Raw genomic sequence first — 12,649 nt, forward strand, 5'->3', positions numbered from 1 at the left:
CATGTACGTAGCGGACAGCCGCGCGGGCACCCCCACGGGTGCCTCCGACGCGCCGGCGTCCGCGGACGGCGCCGCCCGGCTGGTCGCCGGGCGGCGCCGCGCCGCGATCGCCCCCACGGTCCTCGCCCTCGGCACGGTCAGCCTGATCACCGACGTGTCCTCGGAGATGGTGACGGCGGTGCTGCCGCTGTACCTGGTGGCGGGTCTCGGCCTGTCCCCGCTGGGCTTCGGCCTGCTCGACGGCGTCTACAACGGCTTCTCGGCCCTCGTCCGCCTGGCCGGCGGCCACCTCGCCGACCGGGGCGAGGGCGGCCACAAGCGGGTGGCGGCCCTGGGTTACGGCATCTCTGCCCTGTGCAAACCCCTGCTCCCGCTCGCGCACTCGCTCACCCCCATCGGTCTGGTGCTGGCGGCCGACCGCACCGGCAAGGGCCTGCGCACCGCCCCCCGCGACGCGCTCATCTCCCTGTCCAGCACTCCCGAGGCCCGGGGCCGTGCCTTCGGCGTGCACCGCGCGATGGACACCGCGGGCGCGCTGCTGGGCCCACTGGCGGCGTTCTGGATCCTGCGCGCGACGGTGGACGGCTACGACGCGGTGTTCACGGTGAGCTTCTGCGTGGCCGCGGTGGGCGTACTGGTCCTGCTCCTGTTCGTCCCGAGCGGCCGGACCCGCCAGGAACCCGGCGCACACCACGACACCGCGGCGCACCACGACACCGCGGCGCACCCCGACACCACCGCGCACCCCGACACCACCGCGCACCCCGACACCACCGCGCACCCCGACACCACCGCGCACCCCGGAACCGGCCCGCGCCCCGAGGCCGCCGCCCCGCGCCCCACCCTGCGCGCCGCCCTCGCCCTGCTGCGCCACCGCGACCTGCGCCGCATCACCGTCTGCGCCCTCCTGCTGGGCCTGGCCACGGTCAGCGACTCCTTCGTCTACCTCCTGCTGCAACGGCGCCTGGGCGTGCCCGACCGCTGGTTCGCACTGCTGCCGCTCGGCACGGCGGCGGCCTTCCTGCTGCTGGCGGTGCCGCTGGGCCGGCTGGCGGACCGGGTGGGCCGGTGGCGGGTCTTCCTGTCCGGCCACGGCGCCCTGCTCCTCGCCTACCTCCTTCTGCTCACCTCCTGGCACGGCACGGCGCTGCCGTATGCCGTGCTGCTCCTGCACGGCGGCTTCTACGCGGCGACGGACGGCGTGCTGATGGCGGCCGCCTCGGACGGCGTGCCGCCGCACCTGCGCTCCTCTGGTCTGGCCCTAATCCAGACGGGGCAGGCCCTGGCCCGCTTCGCCTGCTCGCTGGGCTTCGGAGCGGCCTGGACGGTGTGGGGCGACCGTACGGCGCTGCTGGCCTCGACGCTGGCGCTGGCGGTGTGCGCGGCCTTCTCGCTGACCCTGCGTCCGATCACGAAAGGCACGGCGACGCCATGACGGCACGCAACCGCATCCTGATCCTGCTGGCGGCGCTGGCCGCCCTGGCGGTGGTCGCCGTGACCTCCGTGCTGCACGCCACGGCCCGGGCCGAACGCCGCGACCGGCCCCAGGCGGGCGGCCCGCGCGTCGCACCGGGCGAGGTGCGTCTGACGGACCCCGGCCGCATGGTCTTCCGCAACATGGCGTGGGGCCCGCACCGCGACGAACTCACCACGGTCCCGGCCTCGGACCCCGCCGCCCCGCGCACCGCCTCGGGCGTCAAGTGCCTGCGCTTCTACGCGGCCTCGGGCACGGGAGTGTGCCTCCAGGCGGTGCGCGGCCCGGTCTCTGACACGTACCGCGCGGTGGTCCTGGACGCCCGCCTGAAGGTGACGGCCCGCTACGACGTCCCCGGCATACCCTCCCGCGCCCGAGTCTCCCCCAGCGGCCACTTCGCCGCGTGGACGGCGTTCGTGGGCGGCGACTCGTACGCCGGCACGAACTTCTCGACCCGGGCGGCGATCGTGGACGTGCGGACGGGTGCGCTGACCTCCACCCTGGAGACCTTCCGCATCGTCAAGGACGGCCGGGCCTACACCGCCCCCGACGTGAACCTCTGGGGCGTGACATTCGCACCGGACGACCGCACCTTCTACGCCACCCTGGCGACGAAGGGGAGGACATACCTGGTCAGGGGCGATCTGCGGAACAGGACGCTCACCACGGTGCACACGAACGTCGAGTGCCCGTCCCTCTCCCCCGACGGCACCCGCGTCGCCTTCAAGAAACGCGTCCCGGGCCTGCCCGAGGACGCCCCCTGGCGCCTGTACGTCCTCGACCTGCGCACGATGCGCGAGACCGCGCTCGCGGAGCCGAGGAGCGTCGACGACCAGGCGGTCTGGAAGGACTCCCGCACCCTGGTCTACGCCCTCCCGGGCGACTACGGCGCCGACCTCTACACGGTCCCCGCCGACGGCTCCGGTCACGCCCGCCGCATCAGCACGGCGGCGGTGTCCCCGGCGTTCGCGCAGTGATTGTAGTAACTTGTAGTACATGGAGATCACTGCCCGCGAGTTCAACCAGAGATCTTCCCAGATCCTCGCCGCGGCGGCGCGGGGCGAGACCGTCACGGTGACCAAGAACGGCGTCGCCGTTGCGAGGGTCGTGCCGATCACCGACGAAGACGTCCCCGCTTATCCCACGGACCCCATGGGCGACATAGGGCTCCCCGACCTCGGGCTGCCCGACCTGGACAACGACGAGATCGAGGAGACGCTCAGAGGGATGGGATCGTGATCGCCATCGCCGACACCAATGCGCTGTACCGGCTGCTGGACCCGAGACTGAGCGGCCACCAAGCGCACAGGAAGGCCCTGGCCTCCATCAGCCACCTCGTGATCTCGCCCATGGTCCTGGCCGAGCTGGACTACCTCGTCGCCGCGAGGGCCGGAGCCGAGAAGGCCGTCGTGGCCGCTCGGTTCGTGGAACGCAATGTGGCTACCCGACGGTTCGAGGTTCCGGCCGTGAGCGGCCACTTGAGCGCCGCGACCGCAGTCGCAGAGGGGTACCGGGACGCGGACGGAGGCAAGGGCGTCGGACTGACGGACGCGATGAACGTCGCACTCGCCGCCGCCTGTCGCACCGAGGTGATGTTCACGTCGGACCTCCACTTCCGCATGATCCGCCCGTTGACCGGGCACAAGGCGTTCCGCCTGTTGCCCGAAGACCTGTAGCGGCCAGTACCGAGGCCCGGCACGGGGCAGGAAGACACCATGGGGCGGGCAGCCCTCGACCGTCGGCCCCATGAGCCATCCGACGGCACCCCGCCCCGGCCTCCTCTCCTACAGCACCGGCAGGTGCTTTCGCAGCTCGTACGCGGTGACCTCGCTGCGGTACTCCTCCCACTCCTGCTTCTTGTTGCGCAGGAAGAAATCGAAGACGTGTTCGCCGAGGGTGTCGGCGACCAGGTCGCTGTTCTCCATGAGGGTCAGGGCCTCACCGAGGTTCTGCGGGAGGGGTTCGATGCCCATCGCGCGGCGTTCGGCGTTGGACAGGGCCCAGACGTCGTCCTCGGCGCCGGGCGGGAGCTCGTAGCCCTCCTCGATGCCCTTCAGGCCGGCGGCCAGCAGGACGGCGTAGGCCAGGTACGGGTTCGCGCCGGAGTCCAGGGAGCGGACCTCGACCCGGGCCGAGCCGGTCTTGCCGGGCTTGTACATCGGGACGCGGACCAGGGCCGAGCGGTTGTTGTGGCCCCAGCAGATGTAGCTGGGGGCCTCGCCGCCGGCGCCGGCGGTGCGCTCGGAGCCGCCCCAGATGCGCTTGTAGGAGTTGACCCACTGGTTGGTCACCGCGGAGATCTCGGCGGCGTGGCGCAGCAGGCCCGCGATGAAGGAGCGGCCCACCTTGGAGAGCTGGTACTCCGCGCCGGACTCGTAGAACGCGTTGCGGTCGCCCTCGAAGAGGGACAGGTGCGAGTGCATGCCGGAGCCCGGGTACTCCGAGAACGGCTTCGGCATGAAGGTCGCCTGCAGGCCCTGCTCCAGCGCGACCTGCTTCATGACCAGGCGGAAGGTCATGATGTTGTCGGCCGTGGAGAGCGCGTCGGCGTAGCGCAGGTCGATCTCCTGCTGGCCCGGGGCGCCCTCGTGGTGGGAGAACTCCACCGAGATGCCCATCGACTCCAGCATGGTGATCGCCTGGCGGCGGAAGTCCATGCCGATGGCCTGCGGGGTGTGGTCGAAGTACCCGGAGTTGTCGGCGGGGGTGGGGCGGGAGCCGTCCAGCGGGCGGTTCTTCAGCAGGAAGAACTCGATCTCCGGGTGGGTGTAGAAGGTGAAGCCCAGGTCGGAGGTGCGGGCCAGGGCCCGCTTCAGCACGTAGCGCGGGTCGGCGAAGGACGGGGAGCCGTCCGGCATCAGGATGTCGCAGAACATCCGGGCCGTGCCGGGCGCCTCCGCCCGCCAGGGCAGGATCTGGAAGGTGGACGGGTCCGGCTTGGCGATCATGTCGGACTCGTAGACCCGCGCGAAGCCCTCGATGGCGGAGCCGTCGAAACCGATGCCCTCGTCGAAGGCCTGTTCCAGTTCGGCGGGGGCCACGGCCACGGACTTGAGGAAGCCCAGCACGTCCGTGAACCACAGGCGTACGAACCGGATGTCGCGCTCCTCCAACGTCCGGAGCACGAACTCCTGCTGCTTGTCCATCTTCCGCTTCCCCATCCTTGCTGGTCAGGCCGCCTGTGTCCGTGCGTCGTCACGGGAGGCGGTCGGGCACCCGAGCATCACACCACAACAGCGTTTCACGTGCGTTGCGGACGGAGGCCCCTGGCGGGGTCCGGACCCGGGGCCGAGACCCGTCCGAGCCACGGTCCGGACCGGGGCCGAGACCCGTCCGAGCCCGGGCCGAGCCACGGTCCGGACCCGGGGCCGAGCCACGATCCGGGCCGGGCCCGGGGCGCGGTCCGACTCCGGGATCCGGTCCGGGCCGGGGTTCCGCGGTTCCCGGGCCGGGAGCCTGCGGGCCCGGGTCCGCCGGCGCCCCGGGGTCTGCCGGCCGCGAGCCCGCGTGCCGCGGTGTGCGTCTCTGCCGCCCATCTTGCCTCCTGAGCGACTCCCCCGTAATGGCCGGAGGCGGCCGTACGTGAGGGAGACCACGTCCGTTTAATTTGCATCTCAAATGCAAGTTTCAATAACGTTCCGATGGGTCGAGCGATCGAGCCATCCGATCGAGTCATCGAGGAGTCACGATGCTGTCCGAGCAGTCAGCGGCCACCGTACGCGCCACCCTGCCCGCCGTCGGCGCGGCCATCGGGGAGATCACCGAGCGCTTCTACGCCCGGCTGTTCGAGGCCCACCCCGCACTGCTGCGGGACCTGTTCAACCGCGGCAACCAGGCGTCCGGCGCCCAGAAGCAGGCGCTGGCCGGCTCCATCGCCGCCTTCGCCACCCACCTGGTGAACAACCCCGACCAGCGCCCCGACCTGATGCTGAACCGCATCGCCCACAAGCACGCCTCGCTGGGCATTGTCCCCGAGCAGTACCCGATCGTCCACGAGCACCTGTTCGCCGCCATCGCGGAGATCCTCGGCGACGCGGTCACCGAGGAGGTCGCCGCCGCCTGGACCGAGGTCTACTGGCTGATGGCCAACGCCCTCATAGCCATCGAGGAGCGGCTGTACGCGCAGAGCGAGCAGACCGGCTGGCGCGAGTGGAAGGTCGTCGAGCGGACCGAGGAGACCGCCGACGTGGCCTCCTTCAAGCTGCGCCCCGTCGACGACGGCCCCGTTCCCGGCTACCGCGCCGGCCAGTACGTCTCGGTCGGCGTCCCGCTCGCGGACGGCGCCCGCCAGATCCGCCAGTACAGCCTGACCGCGGCCCCCGGCTCGCCCGAGCGGCAGTTCGCCGTCAAGCGGGTGACCGGCGACGCCGCCACCCCCGACGGCGAGGTCTCCAACCACCTGCACGCCAGCGTGCGCGTGGGCGACGTCCTCCAGTTGTCCGCCCCTTACGGCGACCTGGTCCTCCAGGACACCGGCGCGCCGCTGCTGCTCGCCTCCGCGGGCATCGGCGTCACCCCGATGATCGCCATGCTGGAGCAGCTCGCCGACGCCGGCCACGGCGCCCCGGTGACCGTGGTGCACGCCGACCGCTCCCCCGAGAACCACGCGCTGCGCTCGGACCACGAGGCGTACGCGGCCAAGCTGGCCGACGCGCGGACGGCCTTCTTCTACGAGCAGGGCGCCGAGGGCGCCGGGCGGCCCGGCCTGGTCGACCTCGCCGACGTCGAGGTCGCCGCCGGCACCCAGGCCTACCTGTGCGGCCCGCTGCCGTTCATGCGCGCGGTGCGCGAGCAGCTCCTCGCCAAGGGCGTGGCCCCGGCCGACATCCACTACGAGGTCTTCGGCCCGGACCTGTGGCTGGCCCAGCCCGCGGCGGCCTGACGGCCGCCCCCTGACCGGCCCCGCGACCGCGCCCGACCCGACCCGGGGGGCGCGGTGCGCGGAGTCGAGTACCGGCCGGCCGGAGACGTTTCCCCCCACCGTCTCCGGCCGGCCTTCCGCATGCCCGCAGGCCGGCGCCGCACGGAGGGCCGACCGGCGGCGGTGGTTCAGGAAGCGCGGCGCGCGCTCGGCAGTCCCAGCAGCAGGGGACCGGTCGGGGCCGCGACCATGTCGGCGACCGTGAGGGGGTCGAGGGTGGCGTAGAACGCCTCCTGGGCCCGGCGCAGGGCGCCGCGCAGCCGGCAGTCGGAGTTCAGCGGGCAGGGGGTGGCGCCGGTGCAGTCGGCGACGTCGCCCTCGCCCTCCAGGGCGCGCACGATCGCGCCGACCGACGCGCCGCGGCCGGCCTCGGTGAGGCTCAGTCCGCCGCCACGGCCGCGACGGGCCGAGAGCAGTCCGCGGTGCTGGAGTTCGGCGACGATCTTGGCGGCATGCGTGTAGGGCACGCCCATGTCCGCCGCGACCTCCCGGGTCGTGGGGCTGGACTCGCCCGCGACGGCGAGCCGCATCAGGACGCGCAGCGCCATGTCGGTGGAGCGCAGCAGCCGCATACGGCCAGCGTAGATAATACGCATCCACGATTCAACTTATCGGCGGCCCGCCGCGGCCGTGCACCGCTCCCCCGCACCGGCTCCCCACCGTGTCCACTCGGCCCTCCCGCACGCCCCCCGGTCCCCACTACGATCAGCGCACCCGACCGTCCCTCTCCCACCCGGAGGACTCCCCCCATGGGCTCCGCCAACCAGTCCGGCACCACCGGCACCACCGGCAGCGACCAGCGCAGGGCTCGTATGGAGGAGATGCGCCGCGCCGAGCGGGCCCGGCAGCGGCGCAACCGGCTCCTCGCGATAACCGCCGGCGTGGTCGCCGTCGCGGCTCTGGTCGTGGGCGGCGTGGCGCTCGTCCACTCGCAGTCCGGGGACGACGAGCCGGCGGCGTCCAAGGACGGCAAGACCGGCGCCGGTCACTTCACCACGGGTGCGGACGGTGTGCGCACCTGGCAGGGCACCCTGGGTCGCACCCACACCGCCGCCGCCGTGACCTATCCGATGGAACCGCCGGTCGGCGGTGACCACAACCCGGTCTGGCAGAACTGCAACGGCGACGTCTACACCGAGCCGGTGAAGAACGTCCACGCCGTGCACTCCCTGGAGCACGGCGCGGTCTGGGTGACGTACAACGACAAGGCCCCCGAGGCCGACGTGGCCGCGCTGGCGGCGAAGGTGCGCGCGACGCCGTACACGCTGATGAGCCCCGTCGCGGACCAGAAGGACCCGATCATGCTGTCCGCGTGGGCGCACCAGCGCACGGTGACGGGCGCGAAGGACCCGAACGTCGACAAGTTCCTCGCCGCGTTCGTCCAGGGCTCCCAGACCCCGGAGCCCGGGGCGGCCTGCACGGGCGGCGTGGGCCGGTGAGGCCGGCCGGACTGATCGCCGGGGCCGCCGCGACCGCGCTGGTCGCGGCCGGGGCCATCACCTACGCGGTCGCCGAGGACGGCGGCGGGACGGCCGGCGCCTCCGCGGCCGCGCCGGCCGCCGACTCGGCGGACGCCGGTTTCGCCCGGGACATGGCCGTCCATCACCAGCAGGCGGTCGAGATGTCGTACGTCGTGCGCGACCGGACCCGCGACACCGAGGTGCGCCGTCTCGCCTACGACGTCGCGCAGACCCAGGCCAACCAACGGGGCATGCTGCTGGGCTGGCTCGACCTGTGGGGGCTGCCGAAGGTGTCGGCGGATCCGCCGATGACGTGGATGGGCATGGGGGACATGGCCGCCGGCAAGGACGGCGCGCTGATGCCGGGCATGGCGACCAACACCCAGATGAAGAAGCTCGGCGAACTCAGCGGCAAACAGGCCGAGATCTACTACCTCCGGCTGATGACGGCCCATCACAAGGGCGGCATCCACATGGCGGAGGGCTGTGTCGCCCGGTGCACGGTGGGGGTGGAGAAGAGACTGGCCCAGGGCATGGTCGAGGGCCAGCAGTCGGAGATCGAGCTGATGGCCGGCATGCTCGCCGCGCGGGGCGCGACGCCCGATTCCTGACACCGGTCCACCGGAATCCGGGGAACGAAGTCCTCAATTCACCTCCTATTCACCGCGCCTGACGGTTCCTTGGCCTTCTCTTGGCCTGCCCATGGCCCTGGCATGGACGGTTCATCGGGAAGAGTGACTTCTCGATCGTGTGATCCATTCATGGGCCCTACCGCCGCGGCCGTTGCGCGGGTCACGCGTGGTCCAACCACTCATTGCGTTACATGCGATCCGCATCGCAGGGGGTTCTATGAGATCCAACCGCGCCACCGTGCGCGCCGGAGTGAGCCTGGCAGCGGCGCTGCCGATGGTCGCCGGCGCGCTGGTGCTCGGCATTCCCGCGGCGCACGCCGCGGACCACTCGGGCCGAGGCGCGCTCGCGGGCACCAAGCCCGTGTGGGCGACGGCCAAGGCGGACAAGGGCGCCACGTCGAACGGCGCCAGGGTCGACGCCCGGGTGTACCTGGCCGGCCGGGACGCCGCCGGCCTCGCCGCGTACGCGAAGGCGGTCGCCGACCCGTCCTCGCCCTCGTACGGCAAGTACCTGAGCGCCCAGCAGGCGCAGGCGCGCTTCGGCGCGACCAAGGCCCAGGTGGCCGCCGTCAAGTCGTGGCTGAAGTCGGCGGGCCTGAAGGTCACCTCCGTCACCCCGCACTACATCGCCGTGTCGGGCGACGTCGCCGCCGCCGAGAAGGCGTTCGGCACCCAGCTGCACGACTTCGCCAAGGGCTCCAGGACCTACCGCGCGCCGGCCCAGTCGGCCTCGGTGCCGGCCGGGCTCGCGGGCTCCGTCCTGACCGTCACCGGCCTGGACAACGCCCCGCACAAGGCGAACCACAAGGACCAGCTGCCGCCGCCGGACGCGGTGTTCAAGAACGCCGGGCCGTTCTCCTCGTACTACGGCTCGAACACCGCTAGCACGCTGCCGTCCGCCTACGGCACCAAGATCCCGTACGCTGTCAAGGGCTACACGGGCAAGCAGCTGCGCGCCGCCTACGGCGCCGGCGAGTACACCGGCAAGGGCGTCCGGGTGGCCATCACCGACGCCTACGCCTCGCCGACCATCGCCCTCGACGCGGCCTCCTACGCCAAGAAGAACGGCGACAAGGGCTGGAAGACCGGCCAGCTGCGCCAGGTCCTCCCGGCGGACTACACCAAGACCGAGGAGTGCGGGGCGGCCGGCTGGTACGGCGAGGAGACCCTCGACGTCGAGGCCGTGCACGCCGTCGCGCCCGACGCCGACGTCACCTACGTGGGCGCCGCGTCCTGCTACGACGACGACCTGCTCGACTCGCTCAGCAAGATCGTCGACAACCACCTGGCCGACATCGTCTCCAACTCCTGGGGCGACATCGAGGCCAACCAGACGCCGGACCTGGCCGCCGCCTACGACCAGGTGTTCCAGTTCGGCGCGGTGGAGGGCATCGGCTTCTACTTCTCCTCCGGCGACAACGGCGACGAGGTCGCCAACACCGGCACCAAGCAGGTCGACACCCCGGCCAACTCGGCGTGGGTGACCGCGGTCGGCGGCACCTCGCTGGCCGTCGGCAAGGGCGACAAGTACCTGTGGGAGACCGGCTGGGGCACCGAGAAGGCCACGCTGTCCGCGGACGGCAAGAGCTGGACGGGCTTCCCCGGCGCGTACACCTCCGGCGCCGGCGGCGGCACCAGCAAGACCGTGCCGCAGCCGTACTACCAGAAGAACGTCGTGCCCAAGGCGCTGGCCACGGCCAACAACGCCGCCGGCAACCGCGTCGTCCCGGACATCGCGGCGATCGCCGACCCGAACACCGGGTTCCTGGTGGGGCAGACGCAGACCTTCCCCGACGGCACGCAGCGGTACAGCGAGTACCGCATCGGCGGCACCTCGCTGGCCGCACCGGTCATCGCGGCCGTCCAGGCGCTCGCCCAGGAGGCCCGCGGCGGCAAGGCGATCGGCTTCGCCAACCCGTCGATCTACGCCAAGTACGGCTCGAAGCTCTACCACGACGTGGTGGACCAGCCGACCGGCAAGGAGCTCGCGGTCGTCCGGGTCGACTACGTCAACGGCCTCGACGCCACCGACGGTCTGAGCACTTCCGTCCGCAGCCTCGGCAAGGACAGCTCGCTCAAGGCCGTCAAGGGCTACGACGACGTCACCGGCGTGGGCTCCCCCGCCGAGGGCTACGTCGACTCCTACCGTCGCCACTGACGCCCGACCGGCCCCGCCGAGCGGCCGGGGCCGCACCGGCCGTGCGCCCGTCCCTCCACCCGGAGTGGCGGGCGCACCCGCGTGCGGCGGCGCACGGCCTCGCACCACCCCATCGCGTCGCTCTGACGATTACACTGGGGCGCGTGCCCCGACTACGTCTCGCCCTGAACCAGATCGACTCGCGCGTCGGCGACCTCGCCCGCAACGCCGAGGAGATCGTCCGCTGGACCCGGCGCTCGGCCGAGCGGGGAGCGCACCTCGTGGCGTTCCCGGAGATGGTGCTGACCGGGTACCCCGTCGAGGACCTGGCCCTCAGGTCCTCGTTCGTGACGGCCTCCCGGACCGCGCTGCGCGGCCTGGCCGCCCGGCTCGCCGAGGAGGGCCTGGGCGAGCTGCCGGTCGTCGTCGGCTACCTGGACCGCTGCGGGACCGCGCAGCCGAAGTACGGCATGCCGGCCGGCGCGCCGCAGAACGCGGCGGCGGTGCTGCACCGCGGCCGGGTGGTGCTGAGCTTCGCCAAGCACCACCTGCCCAACTACGGCGTCTTCGACGAGTTCCGCTACTTCGTGCCCGGTGACACCATGCCGGTCCTGCGGCTGCACGGCGTCGACATCGCGCTCGCCATCTGCGAGGACCTGTGGCAGGAGGGCGGCCGGGTCCCGGCCGCCCGCACCGCGCGCGCGGGACTGCTGCTCTCCGTCAACGCCTCCCCCTACGAGCGGCTCAAGGACGACACCCGCCTGGAGCTGGTCCGCAAGCGCGCCCAGGAGGCCGGCTGCACCACCGCCTACCTGGCCATGACCGGCGGCCAGGACGAACTGGTCTTCGACGGCGACTCCATCGTCGTCGCCCCGGACGGCGAGGTCGTCGCCCGGGCCCCGCAGTTCGCCGAGGAGTGCGTGGTGCTGGACCTGGAGCTGCCGGCCGCGGTGGCGGACGCGCCCACGGGCGTGGTCGACGACGGGCTGCGCATCGACCGGGTGGTGCTGTCCGAGGATCCGCCGCCGGCCCGCGAGCCGCGGCCGGCCGCCGGGTGCGCCGGGCGGCTGGACGACGCCGAGGAGGTCTACACGGCGCTGGTCGTGGGCCTGCGGGCGTACGTGCGCAAGAACGGCTTCCGGTCCGTGCTGATCGGCCTGTCCGGCGGCATCGACTCCGCGCTGGTCGCGGCCATCGCCTGCGACGCGGTGGGCGCCGAGAACGTGTACGGCGTCTCCATGCCGTCCAAGTACTCCTCGGAGCACTCCAGGGACGACGCGGCGGAGCTCGCCCGGCGCACCGGGCTGAACTTCCGCACCATCCCGATCGCGCCGATGTTCGACGCCTACATGGGCTCGCTGGGCCTGACCGGCCTGGCGGAGGAGAACCTCCAGTCCCGGCTGCGCGGCACCCTGCTGATGGCCCTGTCCAACCAGGAGGGGCACATCGTCCTCGCCCCCGGCAACAAGTCGGAGCTGGCGGTGGGCTACTCCACGCTGTACGGCGACTCGGTGGGCGCGTACGGGCCGATCAAGGACGTCTACAAGACCTCGGTCTTCCGGCTGGCCGAGTGGCGCAACCGGGCCGCCGCCGAGCGGGGCGGGACGCCGCCGATCCCGGAGAACTCCATCACCAAGCCGCCCAGCGCCGAGCTGCGCCCGGGCCAGGTGGACACCGACTCGCTCCCGGACTACCCGGTCCTGGACGCGATCCTGGAGCTCTACGTCGACCGCGACAAGGGCGCCGACGAGATCGTCGCGGCCGGCTACGACCCCCAGCTGGTCGCCAGGACGCTGCGCATGGTCGACACGGCCGAGTACAAGCGCCGCCAGTACCCGCCGGGCACGAAGATCTCCGCCAAGGGCTTCGGCAAGGACCGCCGGCTGCCGATCACGAACGGCTGGCGCGAGGACGGGTAGCCGCCGGGCGCCCTGCCGCGCTCGGCCGCCCCGCCGCGCTCGCCGTGCCGTCGCCGGCGGTCGCCGCGCCCGCTTCCCGGGCGACCGGGGCGGCGGGCGGCCAGGG

At 72.5% G+C, this 12,649-nt stretch carries 11 protein-coding genes; 9 read left to right on the forward strand and 2 right to left on the reverse strand.

Features of this window, described 5'->3' with window-relative positions; translation table 11 throughout:
- Position 1 precedes the first annotated feature (1 nt).
- The 4 genes from ACF061_RS02205 to ACF061_RS02220 are packed head-to-tail and all read left to right on the forward strand — an operon-like array spanning position 2 to position 3,150.
- Complete coding sequence (locus ACF061_RS02205; RefSeq protein WP_392264871.1) at positions 2-1,435, forward strand: MFS transporter; 1,434 nt, start codon at positions 2-4, stop codon at positions 1,433-1,435.
- Positions 1,432-2,451 carry a TolB family protein gene (locus tag ACF061_RS02210; RefSeq protein WP_392264872.1) on the forward strand — a complete coding sequence of 340 codons (1,020 nt, stop codon included), beginning with the start codon at positions 1,432-1,434 and terminating at the stop codon, positions 2,449-2,451. Before ACF061_RS02205 ends, ACF061_RS02210 begins: the two co-directional genes overlap by 4 nt.
- 19 nt (positions 2,452-2,470) lie before the next feature.
- Entirely contained in the window at positions 2,471-2,713 is a 243-nt protein-coding gene (locus tag ACF061_RS02215; RefSeq protein ID WP_392264873.1) for a type II toxin-antitoxin system Phd/YefM family antitoxin, read from the forward strand.
- A complete protein-coding gene (locus ACF061_RS02220) occupies positions 2,710-3,150 on the forward strand; it encodes a PIN domain-containing protein (RefSeq protein ID WP_392264874.1) in 441 nt (146 codons plus the stop codon). Before ACF061_RS02215 ends, ACF061_RS02220 begins: the two co-directional genes overlap by 4 nt.
- A gap of 108 nt (positions 3,151-3,258) precedes the next feature.
- Here ACF061_RS02220 and glnA read toward each other — a convergent pair whose 3' ends face one another.
- Positions 3,259-4,620 carry a type I glutamate--ammonia ligase gene (glnA, locus tag ACF061_RS02225; protein ID WP_392264875.1) on the reverse strand — a complete coding sequence of 454 codons (1,362 nt, stop codon included), beginning with the start codon at positions 4,618-4,620 and terminating at the stop codon, positions 3,259-3,261.
- A gap of 542 nt (positions 4,621-5,162) precedes the next feature.
- Here glnA and ACF061_RS02230 point away from each other — a divergent pair.
- A complete protein-coding gene (locus ACF061_RS02230) occupies positions 5,163-6,356 on the forward strand; it encodes a globin domain-containing protein (RefSeq protein WP_392264876.1) in 1,194 nt (397 codons plus the stop codon).
- A 167-nt stretch (positions 6,357-6,523) separates the two neighbouring features.
- Here the strand turns inward: ACF061_RS02230 and ACF061_RS02235 are convergent, their stop codons facing one another.
- Positions 6,524-6,967, reverse strand: coding sequence for an RrF2 family transcriptional regulator (locus tag ACF061_RS02235; protein WP_392264877.1), 444 nt, complete (start codon positions 6,965-6,967; stop codon positions 6,524-6,526).
- A 177-nt stretch (positions 6,968-7,144) separates the two neighbouring features.
- On the opposite strand from ACF061_RS02235, the gene ACF061_RS02240 reads away from it, so the two are divergent.
- From ACF061_RS02240 to ACF061_RS02255, 4 genes are all read left to right on the forward strand, one after another.
- The gene (locus ACF061_RS02240; RefSeq protein WP_392264878.1) at positions 7,145-7,834 is read left to right on the forward strand and encodes a DUF3105 domain-containing protein; all 690 of its coding nucleotides are present in this window, start codon (positions 7,145-7,147) and stop codon (positions 7,832-7,834) included.
- Positions 7,831-8,466 carry a DUF305 domain-containing protein gene (locus tag ACF061_RS02245; RefSeq protein ID WP_392264879.1) on the forward strand — a complete coding sequence of 212 codons (636 nt, stop codon included), beginning with the start codon at positions 7,831-7,833 and terminating at the stop codon, positions 8,464-8,466. The genes ACF061_RS02240 and ACF061_RS02245 overlap by 4 nt, the downstream gene beginning before the upstream one ends.
- Before the next feature lie 238 nt (positions 8,467-8,704).
- On the forward strand, positions 8,705-10,645 hold the full coding sequence (locus tag ACF061_RS02250; RefSeq protein WP_392264880.1) for a protease pro-enzyme activation domain-containing protein: 1,941 nt from the start codon (positions 8,705-8,707) through the stop codon (positions 10,643-10,645).
- A gap of 143 nt (positions 10,646-10,788) precedes the next feature.
- Entirely contained in the window at positions 10,789-12,543 is a 1,755-nt protein-coding gene (locus ACF061_RS02255) for an NAD+ synthase (RefSeq protein WP_392264881.1), read from the forward strand.
- The last annotated feature ends 106 nt before the right edge of the window (positions 12,544-12,649 follow it).

It is taken from the genome of Streptomyces sp. NPDC015220, assembly GCF_043079345.1.
In the GTDB taxonomy this organism is placed as follows: Bacteria; Actinomycetota; Actinomycetes; order Streptomycetales; family Streptomycetaceae; genus Streptomyces.